This is a genomic window from Phyllobacterium calauticae (assembly GCF_019991125.1).
Lineage (GTDB): Bacteria > Pseudomonadota > Alphaproteobacteria > Rhizobiales > Rhizobiaceae > Phyllobacterium > Phyllobacterium calauticae.
This window is the reverse complement of the sequence record NZ_JAGENB010000002.1, coordinates 843,814-864,577: the sequence shown is the minus strand read 5'-3', so window position 1 is coordinate 864,577 and position 20,764 is coordinate 843,814. Positions and strand designations below refer to the sequence as shown.

The following is a 20,764-nucleotide window of genomic DNA, read 5'->3' as shown; positions in this document are numbered from 1 at the left end:
CGGCGGCATGGGAATAGTTCCAACAACAGGTTCGAGGCCTAGCGGCCGTCCGGCGTGCGCAATCCGAACCACTTGTCCTTGACGGCGTCGTAATGCTCTTCCGGCTTGTATTGGGCGACCTGCAGGCCGATCTGTTCCGGCAGCAGGCGGCCGACCGCAAGCAGAACGGCATAGCTTGTGACAACACTGTCATGTTCAGCCTGAGCCAGGGCAATCTGCCCGGACAAAACCTGAGCCTGCTGGTTCAAGACATCGAGCGTGGTGCGCTGACCAACCTTGCGTTCCTCGATGACGCCGTTCAAGGCGAGCTGGGCAGCCGAGATCACGGCTTTCTGTGCAACAATGGATGCCTTGGCGGCTTCCAGCTGCGACCATGCCTTGGCAATCGCCTGACGCACGCTGTCGCGGGTCACATCCACTTCGATCCGGCGCTGTGCGGCGGTTTCCTTGGCCTGACGGACAAGTGCCGGCGTACGGCCGCCGCTATAGATCGGAATGGTCAGCGTAATGCCGGCCGATGCTGCCGTTCCGTCGTTCTGCGACGAGTCATTGCCCGAAAACACATCCGTGCGGGTCACACCGCCGCTCAGGCCGATCTGCGGCAGCAAGGCGCCTTCATTCGACTTCACCGAATAGCCCGCGGCGTCAAGAGCGTACTGCGTTGCGAGAATTCCCGGATGATCCTTTGCTGCAATGGCAAAGGCGGAGTCCATCGATTTCGGCAGGTGCTTTGAGGCAATGCTCGCTGGCTTCAGCCCTGTCGGCGCTGCACCGACAATCTGGATATAGGTGGCTTCAGCGGTTTTGACGTCTGAACGGGCGACGTTCAACGTGGCCACTGCCGAGGCCTTCTGTGCTTCGGCCTGGGCAACGTCCGTGCGGGTGCCTTCACCGACATCGAAACGCGCACGGGCGGCGCGCAGCTGCTCGTCAAGGAATTCCAGGTTTTTCTGACGCAGAACCACAATCTGCCGGAACATGTACACATCCATATAGGCCTGTGCAGCGCTGAACAGCAGATTCTGTGTGTTGTTGCGCAGGTTTTCACGGGCGGCCAGAACCTGGGTCTTGGCCGACGCGACGTTGTTCTTGGTCTGGAAACCGTCAAACAGCGTCTGATTGAGGGAGATGCCGAACGTACCGACATTCGAGTTGCTGGTGTTGCCCCCATCAATTCGGCGTGACGTAGCCGTCAAACCGGCTGTCGCCGAAACTGTCGGGCGATAGCCGGATTTGGCGATCGCAACGCCCTCATCCGTCACCCGCACACCGGCGCGATCAGCATTGAGGGTCGAATTGTTGTCATACGCCTTGGACATCGCGCCAAAGATCGTTTCTGCCATTGAAGGCGCAGAGGTCAAGACCGTCGCCGACAGCAGTGCTGCGGTGAGTACTCGCTTACCCGGTATGAACACCATAAACCCCTTCATTCTCTAAAACTTGGAAACCCCAGACCGAACCGATTGGTTCGACCACATGTCGTTCATTCGCTTTCAATTTGCAAGATGACCCACCGGCACATTTTTCGATATGCGAACAAAGTGGTCAACCGTTGCACTTTTGTCTCATGTGCGACACTCAAAACTCGAACTCAGGCACCCTCTCAAAACCGGGAAGCGGCTTCACGGCAGAGTTGAAAGCAGGACGGCCCGATACTACCCCGTCATTCTTGACATAAATCATGGCCTGACCGGAATTGCCCGCGCCTTCAACGGCAACGAGGCGTCCCCCATCCTTCAGCTGGTCAAACAATGGACCAGGAACATGATCAATGCCACCCTCAAACAGAATCACATCATAGGGCGCTTCCGCAGCATACCCTTTTTGCAGCGGCGTGCTAACCACCACCACATTATCATAACCAAGCTGCGCCAATGTGGCAGTCGCCTGCTCGGCAAGAGTCTGGTCGTTTTCAATCGCGATCACCGATCCGGCGATGCGCGAAAGCACCCCGGCCGAGTATCCGGTTGCGCAACCGACATCGAGAACCACATCCTCGGGCTGGACATTGGCCAATTGCACAAGCTTGGCGAAAGGCGAAGGCTGCATCAGGTAACGCGCACCCGATTCCGCGGTTGCACCCAACACCAGAACATCCTCGTCGATATAGGCGAGTGGCTGACGGACGCTTGGCACGAATTTTTCACGGGGAACATCGAGGAAGGCCTGAAGCAACGGTTTGTCGGTCACATCAGTCGTACGCAACTGATTGTCGACCATCTTGATGCGAAGATCTTCAAAGTTCAGCGTCATGGTCCACAAGCTTTCCTGGCAAGGCACTTGCAACACAGAGCGCTTGCAAGCGCGTAACTGGCTCCTGCTGGATGATTTCAGCAGAAGCAATAATTTAGGACAGGATGTGGCAAAAAATTAAGCCACCGTCAATCAATGTCTGCCGTGGCGAGGCAACACACGGGCCATTTGCACGCAAATATCGCATCTTTCTCGCGCAGCGTAATCTTTGTGCAACTCTTGTCGCATTTTTTCACGGGCAAATCACCGGCAACAGCCTGTAATCAGGCGATTCTTTCACCGTGGCGGACATGAGATTCGCAACGACCGATACCCCCCGGCAAAGGCCCGGCAACCGCAGGATTGGCCCCGCGCGGCATTGAAAGAGGGTGTCCTGTTGCAGCGCAAGAAAGAGGTGTCGAATTGATCGAAAATTCGTGGTAAAGTAGCGAAAGTAAAGTCAGTTTTATTTACCTTGCCATTGTTTTCCGCTCACGCATGCACCCAATTCTGTTATTGAACTGACAGCAAGCACCTGCCATTGTCACAAGCAGGCAGAAGGAATCGGTAAGCGGCGATAGGAATTATGCGTAAATGATTGATTTCAAAGGACTAGGCGATTTCCCCGTCAGTCACGACGAACTCACCGGACTGGCCGACAGGGATGCGCTCGAAGAACATCTTGATAGTCTTTGCGCATCGTACGGCGAAAGTGACTTCGTTGACCGCATTGAATTTGCCATTCTCTGCATCGATATTGACAACTTCAAGATCATCAATGAACAACATGGCCGCAGCGAAGGCGATAATCTTCTAAAACTGGTTGCTGACCGGCTTCAGTCCTGTCTGCGCAAGAACGATGTTGTGTATCGTCTTGGTGGCGACGAGTTTGCAATTGTGCTGGTCCAGGTAACGTCTGAAGAAACTGCCCGCGTTGCCGACCGGATCATCGGATCGATCTCGCAGCCCTATGATTTGGGCGGCGATGCCCCGATCCGGATAACCGCAACGATCGGCGCGGCTCTGGCCCCGCGTGACGGGCAGACGCCGGAGAGCCTGCTCTGGTGTGGCGATGCGGCGCTCTACATCGCCAAGAACGCCGGCAGAGGTGTCTATCGCCGCTATTCCGAACGCCGCTCCAGTTAGCTGTGCGCACCGGCCCGGCAGCTTTCATAGGGGTGCTCCAGCAATGACCCACTCCATGCACCCAAGGGAACGGGAAGCTTTCGATCAGGCCAATGAAGGCATTCGTCTCGGCGCAGCCGGCGACCATCTGCACGCGGTCAAACACTGGGAAAAGGCTTCGCGCATCGCGGACGAGCATCTGCAAGGGACAGATATCAACTTCTGGATCAAAAGCGGCTATGGCGCCGCGCTCTTCGACGTCGATCAATATGACGAAAGCATCGCAACATCCGAAATTGCCCGTCAATGGTGCCTCGGCCACGGACAACCGCTGGCATCGCTTTCCATCGCGCGGTCTTATCTCGCCCTCGGCCAGACCGCGACTGCGCGCCCGTATCTGCGCGAAATCCACAGCCTGATCGGCAATGATATATTCCCGGCGTTCAAAGATTCAGAGGCGGAAAATATCCGCAATGCGCTCTCATCAGATGATGAAAACTGAAATAAGCGGTGCAGTAACAATACTTTAAATCGATTTTACTGACCATTTTGCAGTGGAGTGCAAATGGCATCACATCACTTGTTGAAAATTGAAATTAAAATCTCCGTCATCTCCGCTAATTTTGTAATAGACCGTCGCAATTGTTGATTTGAACTGCGGAACTCTTGCCTATTTGGATCGTTATCACGTCCGGCAATTCAATTCGGAGCATGAGAGAATGACGATCAAGACCGTTCCACAGGAAGTCTACCAGCGCCACGAGCGCGAATGGCAGTTGCTTCGCGAGGCTTTGGCCAAGAACAAATCCGCAAGCGAATCCCAACCGATCGCTGCGTCCAGTCGCCCCGCAGATCTGGTTCCCGGCGCCTTCCCTCAATAACCCCGTCTTTTGGATCGAACCCGCATGGCCCGCAGCAATGGCCGTGCGGGTTTTGCTTTGCCGGCATGCGGGCCAGATACCGCAATGTGCTATCCGAGGAGCGAGCATCCGCATGCCAGGCGTCCAGCAGTGTCTTGACAAGCACGGTATGCGGGCCTAGTTGGCAAATTACAGTTGCGCGTGCAGCCAGCTGTCGTAGGCGTTACCGTCATCCAACGCGTCCTTTGTCGAGAGGATCCCAGCAGGGAGTTCTCGATCCAAGAGGCGCTTATGGTATGACATCGTTTTCCCACCTCCCATTTCCCGCCGTTCGACGGCTCCAGCTGTGTTCCCGGCATCGGGCATGCTGTGGCGTAATGTCGTGCGGTCCGAGCAACGGGGAGCCGTTCGGCAAAACCCTTTCTCCCATGGGCGCCAACACCTCGAGACAGAGGCCGGGACACGGTCAAACCGTCGGCCTCGCGTCCGGATTGAACCCAAGGAGCAACATGATATGCAAATGACTGGCAATACGATCCTCATCACCGGCGGCACCAGCGGCATCGGGCGCGCACTGGCTGAAGCGTTCCACGACCGCGGCAACCGCGTCATCATCACGGGGCGGCGCGTATCTCTGCTTGAAGAGATTACAGCCGCCCGGCCGGGTCTGGTGGGACTCCCGCTTGATCTCGGTGATCCGGACTCGTTGGCTCATCTTGTCAGCGAGGTTCGCACGCGCTTTCCCGCGCTTAACATGCTCATCGCGAATGCCGGCATCTCGCGGCCGGAGGTCATGACGACGGATGACTGGGACATTTCGGCCGCTCAGTCGATCGTCGAGACGAACATCCTGGGCGTGCTGCGCGTGACGGCGGCGTTCCTGCCGCTGCTTAAAACCCGGCCCGGCGCGACGATCCTCGCGACCAGTTCAAACCTCGCCTTCATTCCCCGCGCAGACTTTCCGACCTATTGCGCCAGCAAGGCCTTCCTGCACTCGTGGCTGCAGTCGCTGCGTCACCAACTCCGCAATATTCCGGTCTGCGTGCTTGAGCTGGCGCCGCCTTATGTCCAGACGGAATTGACCGGCGACCGGCAGGCATCCGATCCCCGCGCCATGCCGGTTGCCGCCTATGTAACCGAGGTCATGCAATTGCTGGAGGCGGAAAACCATCCGAGAGGCGAAGTTCTGGTCGAACGCGACCGTGCCCGGCGCTCGGCGGAGCGGGAGGGCCGCTACGAGGAGACTTTTGCCGCAATGAACCCGTCTTAAGGCACCTGCAGGAGATTGAAACGAGAGGCCCGGCATCTCATGAAAGCCGGGCCGCGTACTGCTCGCGGCCCTGTGAACGCCGATATGGTCAAAACTCCCTCAGGAGTGCATGCGTCCGGTCTTGATGTATTCCACCATCTGGCTGACCACGGTGCCCCAGCCTTCGTGAAAACCCATCTCTTCATGCTTCTTGCGGTTGGATTCATCACCATGAATGGCAATCGCACGGTAGAGCGTGCCGTTTCCGTTGCGCGCCAGGTCCAGTGTGGCTGTGAAAAACGGATTGGCTGACGGCCGGTAACCGCCGATCAGCGCGTCGGTGATGACCAGTCGTTCGTGCGGTTTCACTTCCAGATAGCAATGGGTATTCGGATACTCTTGGCCATCGGGCGAGCGCATCGTGAAATTGACCGTCCCGCCGGGCCGCAGGTCAATGTCACAGGCCGTGATCGTCCATGGTTTTGGCGCGAACCACTGGCGCAGATGCTCCGGTGTCGTCCAGGCGCGCCATACGAGCTCCACCGGGACGTCGAGGTCGCGTTCAAGCACGAGATCGAGTTTGGGATTGATCGTGATGTCGGGTAGCTTCATTTGGATTCCTCCTCCTTGAGTTTCATGAGATAGCTGTCCAGTTGATCGAGGCGGCGTTTCCACAGCACGCGCTGGCGCCCAAGCCAGTCTTCCGCAAGCTTGAGCCGTTCCGCCTCGAGTTCGTAGGTCCGGACGCGTCCGGTCTTGTGTGACCGTACCAGGCCACTTCCCTCCAGCACTTTCAGGTGCTCGACGAAGGACGGCAGCGCCATGCCGTAGGGCGCTGCGAGCTCGGATACCGAAGCGGGGCGGACGGTAAGCCGTTCGAGCACATCACGCCGCGTCGCGTCAGACAGCGCGCGGAAAATATGATCCACGACAGCCGGATCGGGCATGGGCTGGCGTGGCGGCATGCCGCCGCCGGTCTGTGGTATCATGGCCCCCTCCTTTGAAAGCACCCGTGTCCATCTGAATGGAAACGGGTTATAGGTCGGATCAAAACTTAGGTCAATCCCTTAGTATTGCGTCATTCAAAAGCCGCCCTGCACGGGGCGGTGTTCGAAACAGCATGACGGGTCGCTTCAAGGATCAGCTGGGGTGAAATCGGGAACGAACTGCCTCACCTGCCGAAAAAATCAGCAGGAGCAAATAAATAGCGAAGTGGCTGGAAGTATTGGAGGCCTCGCCCGGAATCGAACCGGGGTGCAAGGATTTGCAGTCCTCTGCGTAACCACTCCGCCACGAGGCCTCGTCACTGGAGACAAGACACAATCCTGTGAATCTCCGGTGCCGTTCTCTATGAGACGAAGCCAGCGGCGTCAAGTCATTCCGGACAAAATCCTCGCGCGACCGCAATTCGAAACATCGTCGTGATCCAACGAATCGGCAATGCCGCCGCCGCATACCCATTCTGGTTCATCGGCGCTCGCACACTGGCACCCATTCTAAGCCGGAGAAGTCCCGTCACCCCCCCAGCGGCCTTTGCATCAGCACCGTGTCGACCCATTGGCCGAACTTGAAGCCGGCGGAGCGCAGCGTGCCGACCGGCTCGAAACCAAGCCGCTCGTGCAGCTTCAGCGACCCCGTATTGCCGCTATTGCCGATGATGGCCACCATCTGCCGCCAATTGCCCGCCTCGCACCGCCGGATCAGCTCGCCGAGCAGCAGCGACCCTATCCCGTGGCCGGCCATGCCGTTGGCGATATAAACCGAATCTTCCACCGTGAAGCGGTAGGCAGCGCGTGGCCGGTAGAGCGTTGCATAGCAGTAGCCCACGACGCGTCCATTCGCTTCGGCCACCAGATACGGCAGCCCCGCAGCGAGCACGCCCGCCCTGCGCGCCGCCATCTCGTCCACCGCAGGCACCTCCAGTTCAAAGGAAGCGATGCCATTGAGCACGTGATAGGCATAGATGGCCTGTATCGGCATCATATCGCGGTCTTCCGCAGTGCGCACATGCACGGAGGCGGAATCAAGAGGCGAGGTTTTTTCTGCAAGCAATTGATTATCCAATGAATGATTCTCCGGTTTTCCGCGCCGGACATCGGTCGGCGTCAGGCCGATATCCCGCAGCAAGTGGGGCTCGAGCTCCCGCAGCGCCTCAAGCTGATGGCGTCGCGATTGTGGCGCGGCCGTGAGATAGCAGTCCACCCGATGCAATATTGTGCGGATTCTGCCTGCTCGAATGCTCACATCCTGTCTCCTGCGCCTGGTTTTTGCCCCTGTTTGCCAAGGAACCCGGTGGCATTCTGCATCTGAGGAGATATAAAAGAAGCTTTGAACGCCTATACGAACTATAAGGAAAGCTTTGTGTCTTCCCTCAGCCTCGATCAACTGGCCACCTTCGTCGAAGTCATCGAGCTCGGCAGCTTTTCCGCCGCCGCCGACCGGCTGAACATCAGCCAACCGGCTGTGAGCCTGCAGGTGCGCCAGCTGGAAAAGCGGCTTGGCGTCCGCCTGATCGAACGAATCGGCCGCAAAGCCACCCCCACTGCCGCCGGTACCGAGCTTCTTGCCCATGCGGGGCGTATCAACAGGGAGGTTTCGGGCGCCCTGGATGCCATGGCCAGATACACGACCGAGACCATCGGGCGGGTGCGGCTGGGAACCGGAGCCACGGCCTGCATCTATCTGCTCCCGCCGCTCCTGCGCAGCCTGCGGCAAGGGTTTCCGTCGCTGGATATCACCGTCAGCACCGGCAACACGCCGGACATGGTCAAGGCGGTGGAGGACAATGTGCTCGACATTGCGCTGGTGACGATGCCCGCCTCGGGCCGGATGCTGGAAATAAAATCGATCCTGCGCGACGAATTCGTTGCCGTCGCCCCCGCCGGCGTGGTCATGCCGCCGGAGGTGACGGCGGCGGAACTGTCGAAGAATCCGCTGATTCTGTTTGAACCGTCAGGCAATACCCGGCGGATCATCGACCGCTGGTTCGAACAAAGTGGTGTAAGCCTGCAGCCGGTCATGTCGCTGGGCAGCGTCGAGGCCATCAAGGAACTGGTGCGAGCGGGGCTGGGATGGGCCATCTTGCCCGCCATGTCGGTGCGAGACCCGGAACAGCGGCGGCCTTTTACCGTGCGTCCGCTGATGCCGCACCTGCACCGGGAACTCGCGCTGATCATTCGCCAGGACAAGACGGTCACACGCGGTCTGCGCGCACTGATCGCCGCCATCACCGAAGCCGGGACGCGCCGACGCCTCTGACGGACAGCCTCGCAAGGGCATGCTGGTTCCAGGCGAATCAGGCTTTGCTGTTCGCCGCAGCCCGGCTGCCTTTCCAGCGGCGGCCAAACTTCACTTCCAGCTGCCGGCGCTTGCGCCGGACCAGCGCAGAATCATGTGACAGCACCACAAGCCCCAGCGGAATCATCCAAAAACCCAGAATCGGCAGAAAACCGAGTGTTCCCCCGGCAATGAGCGCGCCGCCGAGCGTGCGACGCATTGCCACCGATTGTGGAATGGGCACATGGCGGCCAAAGATGCGCATATGCCGGCGCTTTGGCGCGGCAGAATGCTCGTGGGCAGCATTAGGCCCATGATTACTGGCGTTTTCGGGGCGTTCGGTCACGCGGTTGCTCGTCCTTTCCGTGTTCAACAGACCCCGGATGTAGGAATGCAAAAGCGGCATGTCATCATTTGTTGTGCACATTAGATGAAAAAAAACGAAATGGTCCTTTGCAAAAGCGAAACCCTTTTGCTATAGGCCACTTCGCTGATGACTGAGTAGCTCTTCCCCGGTAGCTCAGTGGTAGAGCAACCGGCTGTTAACCGGTTGGTCGCTGGTTCGAATCCGGCCCGGGGAGCCAGTCACCTCAAAGGCTTAGCAGCTGACGCTGCTGAGCCTTTTGCTTTTCTGCCTTCCCGCCTGTGGTCATCGTGCGCCAGCGCTGCCAATGCTCTTACGGCCGGAAGCCAATCAGTGCTATGAATAGCCAAGCCAAACATCCCCGTGGAGACATTATGTTCCTGCTCACCGTTGCCGCCATCTGGACCATTGCTGCGCTGACTCCGGGCCCGAATTTCTTCCTGATCGTGCGTTGCACCCTCACCGGTTCGCGCAAGATCGCCATCTCCGCGGCGGCAGGCACCCTCACGGGCACCCTGTGCTGGGGCCTTGCCGGCTGGCTTGGCGTCGGGTCATTGTTCATGGCCGCCCCGATTGTCTATATGGGCCTGAAGATAGCGGGCGGCATCTATCTCCTCTGGCTGGGTCTGCGGCTGCTGTGGCAGCTGCGCCAGCCGGCGGGCGACATGACCATCCCCGCCAGCAAGGTCAGGCTGACACCGCTGGGCGCGTGGCGCCTCGGCCTTGCCACGAACCTTGCCAATCCGAAATCAGCGTTGTTTGTCGCCAGCCTGTTTGCCGCCACCATGGCGCCGGGCACGCCATGGACCCATGGTGCTGCGGCCGTCGTGGTGATGGTGACCATATCGACCATCTGGTATGCGGGGCTGGTTGCAGCGCTCAGCCACCGCACGGTCGCGGGTGCTTATCAACGGGCACGGCGTGCGATCGATGCCTTTGCCGGGGCTATCTTCATTGGCTTCGGCCTGAAGCTGGCCCTGTCCGACCGCTGAGCAGAGCACGGCAGGCGGTGAAGCAAAGGCATTGAGCTGAACTTCTGTACTTTAGTTGAATTGAAAGTTCGAAATCTCCATGTTAGTCACACGGCTTGGAGATGACATCATGTCTGTTTTTGCAATCACCACTTTATGCGTCATTGCCACGTGGCTGGCATGCTTCCTGTTTCCGCGTTTTGACTGAAACAACACTGCATGCACTCTGCTCCGTGCGCTGAGGGCGGCAATCCGGAAAACCCCGGGCTAGCGCACCCAGGTGGTGTTCTCCACATAGATATCGGCGTCCATGGTTGCCTGGACGAAAACCGAACGGGCCATGGCAGGCGAAGCATGGCCTTCCATCGCCTCATTGCAGGCCATCCGGGCGAGCAGGTAAATTCTTCCCCGCTCCCCCGGCCAGTCGCGGGACAAAAACTCAGCCGCTTCCGCGACCGAACCGATGTTCCGCAGCTTGAAGGAATGAAGTGACTCGACAGTCACCGGTTTGAACTGAGCATCTTTCATGGCCTAGAAACGCCGATCATTCAGACTGGTTCCAATCTGAAAAGCGCCTGTGGCAAAATTGCGATGGAGCAGCATTCGCTGCGCCCGATCACGATCATGTGCGGGTAATCCCGGCGGGCTAGACGGGCTGGCGGAAGTCCAGCCAGCGGTGGTCTCTGTCCGGCTGCTTCAGCCGTGCGCGCATGGCGGGGCTCAGATCGATATCGCAAAGCAGATGTTCGTTAAGGTCGGCCAGCCGGCCGATGGGTCCGGCTTCCTGCTTTTTCCGCTCGGGCGGCACGCGTGACAGTTTCAGGCCCAAATATCGCACTTCGGTCATTTCAGACTCCTAAAGTCATCAATCTCATTTCTATGTCTGGATAAATAATTGTTTATTTATAGGAGAACCAACGTAAAATACGGCATGAGCCATCAAACCATTTAATGGATAAATCATGTCCTCCCTGCCGCTGCCAGCTATCCGCGTTTTCGACGCCGTTGCCCGTTTGCAAAACTTCACCAAGGCCGCGGAGGAACTGAACATGACCCAGTCGGCGGTGAGCTATCAGATCAAACTGCTGGAGGAATTTGCCGGCGCGCCGTTGTTTCACCGGCATGCCCGCGGGGTCTCATTGACCGGCAAGGGCGAACTGGTCGCGCCGGTCATCCGCCGGTCTCTGGCTGAACTGGGCGAAACGTTCCGCGCGATCCGCGAGGAACAAAACTCCGTCCTGGTCGTCTCTGTGATACACACCTTTGCCAGCAATTGGCTGACCCCGCGCATTGTCGACTTCCAGACCCGGTTTCCCGACATTTCCGTGCGGTTCGACATCACGTCGCGCCTGGTGGATTTTGCCGCCGAAGGGATCGACTGCGGTGTGCGGATGGGTATCGGGCATTGGCCCGGCCTGAAGTCGCATCTGCTGCTTCCCGGCGGCTTCACGCCGCTTGCCAGCCCCGCATATCTTGAAAAATACGGCCGCCCGCAAAAGCCTGCCGATCTGCTCAACTACCACCTGATCACGCCGGACGACGACTGGTGGCAGGTCTGGTTCCGTCAGGCGGGCGTGGAAGGGCCGTTGGTCATGACCAAACCCGGCTTCGGGATCGATACGCAGCAGATCATCGCCAATCTCGCGCTTTCGGGCGGCGGCGTTGCGCTGGTTTCAGTGGGGATATTCAAGACGGAAATCGATTCGGGCCGGCTTGTTCAACTGTTCGACACCTGCGCTTCGACCGGATGGGACTATCATCTCGTTTATCCCGAAGGCCGGCAGCTTTCGCCGAAACTGCGCCTGTTCCGCGACTGGATACTGGAACAGGCGAGCGCGTGATCTCGGTTTTTACCATGCGTCAGCGGTAGGCTTCCGTCACGGCCTGCGCCGCCCCTGCGATGATGGCGGAGCGCTGGGTCGGCGTTTCGCGGGAATCGGCGACAAACACGGCGACGGCGATTTTTCCGCCGTCGGGCGCGGTCAAAATCCCCACATCGTTCGTTGCGGCATTGACGCCTTTCCATGTCCGGCTCGTACCGGTCTTGTGGGCAACGGACCATCCCTCGCCTGTCCCGGCGCGCAACCGGTCGGGAAATGTCACCGTCTCGCCCATGATGGCCAGAAGCCGCTGCGTCGACCCCGTGGCAAGGAGTTTGTCATTCATCAGGGCGGCAAGAAACGCGGTCATCGCCCGCGGCGTTGCCGTGTCGCGCGGATCTTTCTGATAAGCCTCGAATGCCGCATCCCGCTCGGCCTCGGGAACCGCCTTCACGGCCTTTTGCAGCACTTTCGCATCCACATAATCCGGTTTCCAGCGCAGGCCGACGGTTTCGGTCTGCAGATGCCGTTCGTCGCGATCAATCCGGATACCCAATATGCCCTTTCCCTCGGTAAACTGATCGACCTTGGCCGGACCGCCAAGCCGTTCGATCAGGATATCCACCGCCGCACTGTCGCTGTCGACAATGGCGCGGCGCACAAGGTCGTCGGCATTGGTTTGAAAGACGCCCTCCCTTTCCACGATCTTGGCGAGGGGCTGTACGGATAAGCTGAGGTTTTCCGGTTTGACAACAATCGGTTCCTTGAGGTCTGCAAGCCCCCGATCCGCAGCGTCGAAAACCGCAGCTCCCACGATCAGCTTGACGACGCTTTGCAATGAGAATCGTTCCTCGCCCCGGACACAGACCATCACGCCGCTTTGGTCCTGCGCGCAAATGCCGACACGCCCATCCTTGCCCTTGACCAGCGCTTCCAGGCGTTGCTTGAGTGCCACCGGATCGGCAATCGCACCCGCATGCGACACGGCCGGCATGCCGAACAGGCAGACAAAAGCGACGAGAAAACCAGCTGATTTCATGATCAGATATCCCTGTTGGGCGCTCTTCACAAAAGGATAGTGCCCAAAACGCTCCTTTGGAAAGGCCATGCATGCTTCCTTCATACCGAATGAAGATTACACCAGCGTTGCTGTCACCTTACCGATAAGACAAGGATCATCCTTGCACGACCAGCAGTGGCGCGCTTAACATCAATGGCGGCGGCGTCGGGGAACAGCATGCGGGCAGTGTTGGGATATGGTCTGGTGGCATTGGGTGCTTGTCTTGTCGCGGCAGCCATGTGGATATGGGTGGGCCACGATTATCTGCGCATCGACCCGTTCTGGATCAGCTGGCTCATTTTCACGTGGTTGCAGCCAGCAAGCATACCCCAGACCTTTTATGACGTCCTTGTCGGCGTGACTGCTTCCGCCGGGATCGCCGCCTATAGCCAAGGCAAGTATCTGCTGCGGTCAGCACAGACCGCCAAATGACTTGTTTGCACCGGCTTCCTGTGCTGAAATTCCGGGATATGCAAGCAAACCCGATGTTCCGCCATGTCGCTTCGCCCGCCGCAAAACCTGACATCCAACTTTAGGGACAGTGCGCCCAGCGCCCTTGATTATGAAATCATGGGGGAAATGGCGGCATCGCTCGGCCGGGCCGGCGAGAAAGTCGAACAGACATTGGCACAACTGGCCGCTGCCGCCATGCCCGAACGGGATATGCGGTTAAGGGCAGCGGCACGGGCCGTTCACGCCTACTTCATCCAGCGCGAACTGTGCGGCTTGAGGAATCACGATGCGGCTATCTTGGATTACAATATTCCGCGCGCCGTGCTGATACGGCTCGGCGCGAGCTGATCCCTGAAACCATCGCCGGAAACGGCGGGTTTCCTACTTGCCTGAGGATTCTTCCTCAAACATGACGGCCACATCGGCATTTGCCGACAGCCGCACCTTGTTGCCCTCGACCTCGGCAACGAGCGCTGTCGAGATATAATGATGATGGCCCCTATGAGAGCCCTCACCGCTGTCCTTTTTCGTCAGCTTGATACGGGCACCGTCCACGTGATCGACTGTTCCGACATGAACACCATCGGCGCCGATGACTTCCATATGTTCCTTGATGCGTGTTACAGGCATGATCTTCTCCAATGTTTGCCAAGCAGAAACGCATGAAACAGTCTTTGGATGCATCGGCGGACAAGAATTGTCGATCAGCGCCGCGCCCGTCACCGCATCCCGGCAAGCACGGGAATTGCCGCTTGTGTCCCGCCCGGCGGGCCCCTACCATTTCGCGGAAAAGCGCGTATCGGGAAAGCATTGTTCGACATGACTGATGAAATTCTCACCCCGGCGGAAATGGGCGAGGCCGATCGGTTGACCGTTGCCGGGGGATCGATCGACGGATACCGGCTGATGCTGCGGGCCGGTTATGCCGTCGCGCGCCACGTACTGGACCACCACGGCGATGCACCGGCCTTTCACGTTCTGTGCGGTCCGGGCAACAATGGCGGCGACGGCTATGTCGTTGCCAGCCTTCTGGCTGAAAGCGGCGGCAATGTTCACGTGTGGAGTGACGACAAGCCGCGTGCCCATTCCGATGCGGCAATCGCCCGGCGCGATTGCCGCGTCGAACCGGCCGCACTTTCCGACTTCAAACCGGGGGCCCGCAGCGTCGTCATCGACGCATTGTTCGGGGCAGGATTGAACAAGCCCTTGGCCGGCAACGCCGCCGCCGCTGTCGAACGGAGCAATGCGGCTGCGGTCACGCGTATCGCCATCGATGTGCCTTCCGGCCTTGACGGGGCGACGGGCATGGCCCTTGGCGTGGTATTCGAGGCCGATTGCACCGTCACATTCTTTCGCAAGAAACCGGCCCATCTGCTTTATCCGGGACGCGGCCTGTGCGGCAGGATTGTCGTTGCCGATATCGGCATCCGTGACGACGTTCTTTCGATGATCAAACCCGCCTGTTTCGAGAACACGCCGGACTATTGGCGCGCGCTGCTGCCCTCGCCCGGCGTGGAAACGCACAAATACACGCGCGGCCACGTCGCCGTGTTTTCCGGGGGTGCGACGGCGACAGGCGCGTCCCGGCTTTCCGCGCTGGCCGCCGCGCGCAGTGGCGCGGGTGCCGTTACCCTGCTCTCTCCGGCCGAATCCCTTGCCGTGAATGCGACACATCTGACGTCGATCATGCTGAGCCGCTGCGAAACCGACCGCGAGCTGCGGGCATTCCTGGGCAAACGCAAACCGTCGGCCATGGTGCTCGGCCCCGGCTTTGGCATAGGCGCGCGCGCACGGGACATTGCCCTCCTGCTGCTCAAGGAGGAGCTCCATCTGGTACTGGATGCCGACGCGATCACCTCATTCGAAGACAACAGCGCTGCACTTTTCGCCTCGGCGCATGGCACCCCGGAAACCCGGCTTGTGCTGACGCCGCATGAAGGAGAGTTCCGGAGGCTGTTCCCCGGCATCGGCGACGGGAATACACCGTCAAAGCTCGAACGCGCCCGCGCTGCCGCCAGGCAGGCCCATGCGGTCATCATCTACAAGGGGGCCGATACGGTGATTGCCGCGCCGGACGGCCGGGCCGCGATCAACAGCAATGGCACTCCGCTTTTGGCAACCGCCGGATCGGGTGACGTTCTTTCGGGCGTAACGGCGGGTCTGATGGCGCAAGGCATGCCGCCCTTCGAGGCAGCCTGCGCGGCGGTCCATGTCCACGCGGCGGCTGCCAACGACCTTGGTTTCGGCCTGATTGCCGAGGATCTTCCCGCAGCTGCCGCAAAAGTGATCGGACGATTGCTTCGCATCTGACGTCCCAACCGCCTGCGCATGAGACACTCTTGAGCGCTTGCGTTACCGGCACGCAGACCGCTCGCCCGGTTTTTTAAATTTCCGATTTGAATTAACCCTGTCTTTACCTTGATGGGGCACCTTGAGTTCAAGCGCGATTTGTACTGCGTACGCGCTTCCTTAATTTACGGGCGTCATTATTCTGTCGCAATGTCAGGGTAGTGCTTCTCGTGTAGCGAATAGCTTGTTTCCATTTTTGACCACGGATGTACTGGCACTGGTGTTGAGGCAAGTTTAGGAAGGTCGGGTAGCTCCCGGCCTTTTGCTTTTTCAGAACTCTTTTTCTTTTCCGCGATCCGATCAAATACTGCGATGGCTGCGATCTAATACGTGACCGTCACAATGATTGTATCGCTGTAAGTACCCGGCGACGGTGTGGCTTGTGGCGGGACCCGGCCATAGACATTGATACCCTGCACTGTTCCATCGCCGGTGCGCGCAACCGTATTGGTCAGTATTGTATTTCCCCACGGCACAGTTCGATTTGAATCCTGGTAGAGACCATAGGTAATCGATTGCGCGCCATTGACCATCTTGCGGGCCGTTGGGCTTGTTCCCGTGTTGCCGAGGCTGAGCGAAACCGAGTATGGCACTGTTGGCGTGCAGGTTACGCGCACCTGGCCTGTCTGATCGATATTCGCATTCAACAATCCATTGGGACCAAAGTCGATATTCTGCGCTGTCACTGCGCAGTCATTGGCAAGCGTAATCTGCACCGTGAAGGCTGGAGGAGACGCTGTTGCGCCCAAAGCCGTGGTGCAGCCGTTGCCATCATCATAGCGGTAATTGAACGTCGCACTCGCTCCGGTGAAGGTTGAGCTGTAGGTTCCTGCCGGCGCCGTTGCCTGATTGGCCAGCACCTGCCCGTACAACGTGATCGTTGTCGAGCCGCTGCCGAGCAAAGGACCGAGAATCGTCGTGAAGGCGACAAGAAATCCGGGCGGCCGCGCCGCATAGGGCCAGGTTGCCGAGCCCCAGACGATGGAGCGGGCAGCATCCTGATACAGCTGGTAATTGAGCGAATTCGCACCATTCACCATGATGCGTGCGCTTGCCGTTGCGCCGCCGCTGCCTTCATTGAGGTTCGGGCAAATCAGCACTTTCTGGCCAAGGGAAAGCAGGCCAGAGCAATTCGCCGTCACGGATGTCATGCTGTTGATTGCACTTCCCGGAATGGTGCTTCCGGCAAAAACCATGCTGGGAACAGAGAAGGAGCAGGATTGCCCCCAAGCGGTACCTGGCAAGAGCGCAGATCCGACAAGCCAGATGAAGCAGACCAGCCAGTTTCTCATGAGCACACCACCTTGCCTATCTTGACCTGCGTTCCCGGTTGCGGCCGGTAGGAGAACTGCGCCTTGCAACTGCGTCCATCCAGAAGATCGACGCTGATGCTGTTCTGGGCCCGCAGCTTGTCGATAAAGGCTTCACCGTCATAACCGATGACAAATTCATCCGGTGAACCGTCCAGATGCCCGCGCAGCCCCGCCTCCAGCGGCTTGCCCCCGCTATCGACCAGATCAACGACGGCCGAAGCCGATGTCTTGCTGACATGGAAATCCACCACAACGCCGCTGCGGTCGGCGGGCACGATGATGTTGCGTGTCGATCCTATGCTGGCATCGACCGGCAGGTTTTTGGGGTCGATGGCAACCGTGTTGGGCTCATAGGAGTTCAGGTCCGGTACCAGGATTTTGCCGCTGCGATTGGTCTTGCCCACCGGCCGGTTTTCCGACAGGACCTCGACATCCGGTGCGCCGACATCGACCACGGCAAAGGCATCGTTGATGCGGTTCGTGGCGAATACGCCGCCGGCTGCCGCGGCAAGAGCACCGTCAATCTGGACGCTCGCGCGGGTATTGCCGTCGAACTGTTCGACATCCCCCTGCACCCGTGCATAGCGTCCGCGGTAGCTCGCGGAGGCCAACCGGTCAGGATTGTTGCCTTCCCGTGTCCTCAGCCGCCAACCGTAGCTGCCCTCTTCAAGCTGCTCCGACTTTGCGACATCGACAACGCCGGAGACACCATCCGCGGTCTGCTCGACGCCGGTTGAAACCGTGATGTTGTTGTCGAAGGGGATCGTCAGTCCGGCAAACACGCCAAAACTGTCGCTGTTTTCCAGATCGGTAAAGGCCGTCGCATAGAATGAACTGTTCTTGAAAATCGACTGGGTATACGAGGCTCCGACGATACGGTTCCGATCGCCATTAGCCGATTCAATCTGCGTGAAGGACAGATTGAGATTGGAACGCTCGAACGGGCCCGGTGCCGACACGGTTACCTGGGCCAGCGAGCGCGGAACACGCGGGCTGAAAATCGTAACGCCCGTCGGATCGAAAACCGCCAGTTGCCGCGGATCGGCGGAAACCGAGGCGACATCGTCATAATTGCCGAAAGCCTGCTGCATCCGGGCGAAAACGGTGTAACGGCGATAGCTGAGTTCCACCGAGCCGTTGACAAGGAAGCCCGTGTCGCCGTCATGGCTGCTGCCGGCAACAGCCAGCGAACTGACACCATAGCCGCCGATGGGAAACGCCACGCCGACGCCGCCGTTGAGCAGATCGACACCGCCTTCAAAATGCCCTTCCAGCGTCAGCCAATCGGCGACACCGTATCGCGCCGTGGCAAATCCCATCGCATCGTCGGCATAATCGTTGGATGCCGTACCGAAATCCCGCCGCGGAAACCCCACTTCGGCAGAAAAATCCAGCAGCCCCTTCTGCAGCAGCAAATTGGATGAATAGAACGGCAAGGTGGTCTTTGTCTCGCGACCAAGCGTATCGCGCACCACCACCTGCGCCTGTCCCGCGCCGGTAAACACCGGAAAATTCGTCACCTGAAACGGACCCGACGGTACCGTACCGCTATAGGTCTTGACGTTCTGGGTGTAGACCTCGAGCGTCGAGGGAACCGCGGCAGACCCGGATATGACCGGTATGGGGATGGTGACCAGATCCGAACGCAGATGGAAATTGCGCTGCACCTGCAGGCCGCCCAGATAGACCGGCCGCGTCCACTGCAGACCGCCGGAAATAAAATCACCCGCCCGGTAGGTGATCAGCCGCTCCGCGTCGGAGTAGGTGTAGGTCGTGTTGAGACGCTTGAACCCCTGAAAATCCGTGTCGCTCGCACTTGATGTGAAGGATTGCGTCAGCGTGCCGAACGGGCTGAAAAAGCGGGCATCGAAACCGCCGGAAATGCCCTGAAACGGCTTTGCATTGCCCTTGAACAGATTGTCGCTGCTGGCAAAGAGCGAGTAATTCAGGACTGCGCCGTAACTGGATTGCGGCTTGGGACGGTCCTCGTCGGATTTTGGATTGAGATCAACCACTTTGGCCGCGCGCGCCTTGTCGTCGGTGGTGATGTAAAGCCGCTGATTTTCCGCATCGACGCGATACTGGACATTCGGCAGGCGATCAACCCGGATCGAGCCATCCGCGGCCTTCGCTTTGGCCACCGGCTTCAGCCCCACATCCGTCAGTTCCTGCGAGCTTACCGCGAGGCCTCCATCCTCCAGCTGGTGGAAGGCGCCGACCAAACCGGTCGGCTCATCATTGATGAAGACCTCGAGATAGAGATCTTGGGAGATACCGGGCTGTGGCGCGGTCTGCTCCACGTCTTGAGCATTGGTTTCCTGTGCCCGTCCAGAGGTAAGAATACACGGGTCTATGCAGAGTGCCACAACAAGACTAGCGGCCGCTGACCGCAACGTTGACATCAAGCGGTCCAGAATCGCTTTGCGCCTTCATGGAAACAGCACCGGATGACACGGACTTACCGCCGCCAACCGGCCATTCCATGGAAGCGCCGCCCAGGACATAACCAACCAACCCCTTCCTCGTCGCAATTTCACGGCCGTTTTGGATCAATTGCAGCTCAGAGAGGCGCAATCGCGTATCGCCATTGTTGCGGGCGGCAAGGACAAGCCCGTTGCCGGAGCGCTTGATTGTCCAGGCCACTTTGGGCGCGGAAGCATCGGGTCCCTTGAAGAACACGGGAATGGAATAGCGTACGACCAGAGTGACCGTGCCGGACTTGCGGCGGGCAGGATCGGGCAATTCATCCACGATGACCCGGTAACTTTCTTCCCGCGTGACCGGCTTTTTACTGACCCGGATAACCCGAACGAGATAATCCTTGTTGGCGGACAAAGCCGTCGATGGCGGACTGACAACCACATCGTTAGTGGGTTCGAGCTGCTCGACGCCATTTGTCTGCGTCCAGCGAAAGACTCGGATCTGCACGTTGATCGGCCGCTTTGCCTCGTTCGTCAGCGTCAGCACGGCTGCGCTTCCCGGCGCTATCATTTCCAGATTAGTCGGGGCCACACGCAGCGAAGCTGCTGTGGCGTTACCGTAAAGCAGCATAAAGAGCCCCATCGCTCCAATGCCTTTAAGCATGGATCGCATCCTGTTCACCTCCGTATGTTATTCTCAGTAAGTGACGGTCACCGTGATCGTGTCGGTGTAGGCGCCGGGCGCTGGCGTTGTCTGGACGGGAACCCGCCCGTATACCGTGTAGGATTGCGCCGCGCCGGTACCCGAGGCTGAAACCGTATCGGTACCGATGGTCTGCCCCCACACGGTGGTTCTGTTGGTATCGGAATAGAGGGTATAGTTCACCAGCGCGCCAGCCGGTCCCGTCATCTTGCGCGAAGCGACCGTCGCACCGGTGCCCGTTCCGGCACTCAACCCGATATTATAGGGGGTCGTGTTGGTGCATTGCACCGAAAGTGTGCTCGTTGCATCGTCATTCGCCGCAATCACACCCACGGCGGTGAAGGTCAATGACGTGGCGCTGACAAAAACACAGGACGCTTGAATGGTGATTTGAACCGTGAAACTGCCGGTGGCCGTGGCGGCCAATGCCGGACTGGAAAGGCCAAGCAAAGCGGCCAGCCCGACTGTCGTGAAACTGCGTACAGAATATCCGAAACTCATTCATCCTCCTCAAGGTTTGCTTGCCGCTGACAAGCACCTCCGATTCTCTATAAATGACTCAGTAGCTC

General features: G+C 58.9%; 24 protein-coding genes and 2 tRNA genes. 11 read left to right on the top strand and 15 right to left on the bottom strand.

The features are described from left to right. Window positions 1–38 precede the first annotated feature (38 nt). Both J1W56_RS10130 and J1W56_RS10125 read right to left on the bottom strand, forming a co-directional pair. A complete protein-coding gene (locus J1W56_RS10130) occupies window positions 39–1,418 on the bottom strand; it encodes a TolC family outer membrane protein (protein ID WP_223613148.1) in 1,380 nt (459 codons plus the stop codon). A 160-nt stretch (window positions 1,419–1,578) separates the two neighbouring features. Continuing rightward, window positions 1,579–2,253 carry a protein-L-isoaspartate O-methyltransferase family protein gene (locus J1W56_RS10125; RefSeq protein ID WP_223613147.1) on the bottom strand — a complete coding sequence of 225 codons (675 nt, stop codon included), beginning with the start codon at window positions 2,251–2,253 and terminating at the stop codon, window positions 1,579–1,581. Between the two features lie 573 nt (window positions 2,254–2,826). Here J1W56_RS10125 and J1W56_RS10120 point away from each other — a divergent pair. The 4 genes from J1W56_RS10120 to J1W56_RS10105 all read left to right on the top strand — a co-directional run bounded on the left by J1W56_RS10120 (window position 2,827) and on the right by J1W56_RS10105 (window position 5,487). Continuing rightward, window positions 2,827–3,378, top strand: a complete 552-nt coding sequence (locus tag J1W56_RS10120; RefSeq protein WP_223613146.1) for a GGDEF domain-containing protein — start codon at window positions 2,827–2,829, stop codon at window positions 3,376–3,378. Between the two features lie 43 nt (window positions 3,379–3,421). Further along, window positions 3,422–3,859, top strand: coding sequence for a hypothetical protein (locus J1W56_RS10115; RefSeq protein ID WP_223613145.1), 438 nt, complete (start codon window positions 3,422–3,424; stop codon window positions 3,857–3,859). 217 nt (window positions 3,860–4,076) lie between these two features. Further along, window positions 4,077–4,238, top strand: a complete 162-nt coding sequence (locus J1W56_RS10110; protein ID WP_223613144.1) for a hypothetical protein — start codon at window positions 4,077–4,079, stop codon at window positions 4,236–4,238. Window positions 4,239–4,737: 499 nt separating this feature from the next. Beyond that, window positions 4,738–5,487, top strand: coding sequence for an SDR family oxidoreductase (locus J1W56_RS10105; RefSeq protein ID WP_223613143.1), 750 nt, complete (start codon window positions 4,738–4,740; stop codon window positions 5,485–5,487). Between the two features lie 99 nt (window positions 5,488–5,586). Here J1W56_RS10105 and J1W56_RS10100 read toward each other — a convergent pair whose 3' ends face one another. The 4 genes from J1W56_RS10100 to J1W56_RS10085 all read right to left on the bottom strand — a co-directional run bounded on the left by J1W56_RS10100 (window position 5,587) and on the right by J1W56_RS10085 (window position 7,710). Further along, complete coding sequence (locus J1W56_RS10100; protein WP_223613142.1) at window positions 5,587–6,078, bottom strand: SRPBCC family protein; 492 nt, start codon at window positions 6,076–6,078, stop codon at window positions 5,587–5,589. Beyond that, window positions 6,075–6,413 carry an ArsR/SmtB family transcription factor gene (locus J1W56_RS10095; RefSeq protein WP_404928127.1) on the bottom strand — a complete coding sequence of 113 codons (339 nt, stop codon included), beginning with the start codon at window positions 6,411–6,413 and terminating at the stop codon, window positions 6,075–6,077. The genes J1W56_RS10100 and J1W56_RS10095 overlap by 4 nt, the downstream gene beginning before the upstream one ends. A 279-nt stretch (window positions 6,414–6,692) precedes the next feature. After that, window positions 6,693–6,766, bottom strand: a tRNA-Cys gene (locus tag J1W56_RS10090). 215 nt (window positions 6,767–6,981) lie between these two features. After that, complete coding sequence (locus J1W56_RS10085) at window positions 6,982–7,710, bottom strand: GNAT family N-acetyltransferase (protein WP_319025534.1); 729 nt, start codon at window positions 7,708–7,710, stop codon at window positions 6,982–6,984. 117 nt (window positions 7,711–7,827) lie between these two features. Here J1W56_RS10085 and J1W56_RS10075 point away from each other — a divergent pair, with 117 nt between their 5' ends. Beyond that, on the top strand, window positions 7,828–8,724 hold the full coding sequence (locus J1W56_RS10075; RefSeq protein WP_223613140.1) for a LysR family transcriptional regulator: 897 nt from the start codon (window positions 7,828–7,830) through the stop codon (window positions 8,722–8,724). 37 nt (window positions 8,725–8,761) lie between these two features. Here the strand turns inward: J1W56_RS10075 and J1W56_RS10070 are convergent, their stop codons facing one another. Further along, window positions 8,762–9,007, bottom strand: coding sequence for a hypothetical protein (locus J1W56_RS10070; RefSeq protein ID WP_223613489.1), 246 nt, complete (start codon window positions 9,005–9,007; stop codon window positions 8,762–8,764). A gap of 244 nt (window positions 9,008–9,251) precedes the next feature. On the opposite strand from J1W56_RS10070, the gene J1W56_RS10065 reads away from it, so the two are divergent. Together J1W56_RS10065 and J1W56_RS10060 are read left to right on the top strand one after the other, a co-directional pair. Beyond that, a tRNA-Asn gene (locus tag J1W56_RS10065) sits at window positions 9,252–9,326 on the top strand. Between the two features lie 154 nt (window positions 9,327–9,480). Next, the gene (locus J1W56_RS10060) at window positions 9,481–10,098 is read left to right on the top strand and encodes a LysE family transporter (RefSeq protein ID WP_223613139.1); all 618 of its coding nucleotides are present in this window, start codon (window positions 9,481–9,483) and stop codon (window positions 10,096–10,098) included. A gap of 246 nt (window positions 10,099–10,344) precedes the next feature. Here the strand turns inward: J1W56_RS10060 and J1W56_RS10055 are convergent, their stop codons facing one another. Further along, the gene (locus J1W56_RS10055) at window positions 10,345–10,605 is read right to left on the bottom strand and encodes a DUF982 domain-containing protein (RefSeq protein WP_223613138.1); all 261 of its coding nucleotides are present in this window, start codon (window positions 10,603–10,605) and stop codon (window positions 10,345–10,347) included. Window positions 10,606–10,723: 118 nt separating this feature from the next. Next, window positions 10,724–10,924 (bottom strand): hypothetical protein, encoded by a 201-nt coding sequence (locus tag J1W56_RS10050; RefSeq protein ID WP_223613137.1) that lies wholly within the window; start codon window positions 10,922–10,924, stop codon window positions 10,724–10,726. Window positions 10,925–11,039: 115 nt separating this feature from the next. On the opposite strand from J1W56_RS10050, the gene J1W56_RS10045 reads away from it, so the two are divergent. Then, window positions 11,040–11,918, top strand: coding sequence for a LysR substrate-binding domain-containing protein (locus tag J1W56_RS10045; RefSeq protein ID WP_223613136.1), 879 nt, complete (start codon window positions 11,040–11,042; stop codon window positions 11,916–11,918). Between the two features lie 19 nt (window positions 11,919–11,937). On the opposite strand, the gene bla is transcribed toward J1W56_RS10045, so the two are convergent. Then, a complete protein-coding gene (gene bla, locus J1W56_RS10040) occupies window positions 11,938–12,936 on the bottom strand; it encodes a class A beta-lactamase (protein WP_223613135.1) in 999 nt (332 codons plus the stop codon). Window positions 12,937–13,134: 198 nt separating this feature from the next. Here bla and J1W56_RS10035 point away from each other — a divergent pair, with 198 nt between their 5' ends. Together J1W56_RS10035 and J1W56_RS10030 are read left to right on the top strand one after the other, a co-directional pair. Continuing rightward, on the top strand, window positions 13,135–13,389 hold the full coding sequence (locus J1W56_RS10035; protein WP_223613134.1) for a hypothetical protein: 255 nt from the start codon (window positions 13,135–13,137) through the stop codon (window positions 13,387–13,389). A 63-nt stretch (window positions 13,390–13,452) separates the two neighbouring features. Beyond that, window positions 13,453–13,758 carry a DUF6665 family protein gene (locus tag J1W56_RS10030; protein WP_223613133.1) on the top strand — a complete coding sequence of 102 codons (306 nt, stop codon included), beginning with the start codon at window positions 13,453–13,455 and terminating at the stop codon, window positions 13,756–13,758. A 33-nt stretch (window positions 13,759–13,791) separates the two neighbouring features. Here J1W56_RS10030 and J1W56_RS10025 read toward each other — a convergent pair whose 3' ends face one another. After that, window positions 13,792–14,040 carry a DUF2171 domain-containing protein gene (locus J1W56_RS10025; RefSeq protein ID WP_226904620.1) on the bottom strand — a complete coding sequence of 83 codons (249 nt, stop codon included), beginning with the start codon at window positions 14,038–14,040 and terminating at the stop codon, window positions 13,792–13,794. Window positions 14,041–14,229: 189 nt separating this feature from the next. Between J1W56_RS10025 and J1W56_RS10020 the strand changes: the two genes are divergently transcribed. Next, a complete protein-coding gene (locus tag J1W56_RS10020; protein ID WP_223613132.1) occupies window positions 14,230–15,720 on the top strand; it encodes an NAD(P)H-hydrate dehydratase in 1,491 nt (496 codons plus the stop codon). A gap of 362 nt (window positions 15,721–16,082) precedes the next feature. Here the strand turns inward: J1W56_RS10020 and J1W56_RS10015 are convergent, their stop codons facing one another. The 4 genes from J1W56_RS10015 to J1W56_RS10000 form a co-directional block, all read right to left on the bottom strand. Next, window positions 16,083–17,051: a Csu type fimbrial protein gene (locus tag J1W56_RS10015; RefSeq protein WP_223613131.1), complete on the bottom strand. Its 969-nt coding sequence runs from the start codon at window positions 17,049–17,051 to the stop codon at window positions 16,083–16,085. Beyond that, window positions 17,048–19,372 carry a fimbria/pilus outer membrane usher protein gene (locus tag J1W56_RS10010; RefSeq protein WP_223613130.1) on the bottom strand — a complete coding sequence of 775 codons (2,325 nt, stop codon included), beginning with the start codon at window positions 19,370–19,372 and terminating at the stop codon, window positions 17,048–17,050. Before J1W56_RS10010 ends, J1W56_RS10015 begins: the two co-directional genes overlap by 4 nt. Before the next feature lie 73 nt (window positions 19,373–19,445). After that, the gene (locus J1W56_RS10005; RefSeq protein WP_223613129.1) at window positions 19,446–20,165 is read right to left on the bottom strand and encodes a fimbrial biogenesis chaperone; all 720 of its coding nucleotides are present in this window, start codon (window positions 20,163–20,165) and stop codon (window positions 19,446–19,448) included. A 24-nt stretch (window positions 20,166–20,189) separates the two neighbouring features. Further along, a complete protein-coding gene (locus J1W56_RS10000; RefSeq protein WP_223613128.1) occupies window positions 20,190–20,696 on the bottom strand; it encodes a Csu type fimbrial protein in 507 nt (168 codons plus the stop codon). Window positions 20,697–20,764: the final 68 nt, after the last annotated feature.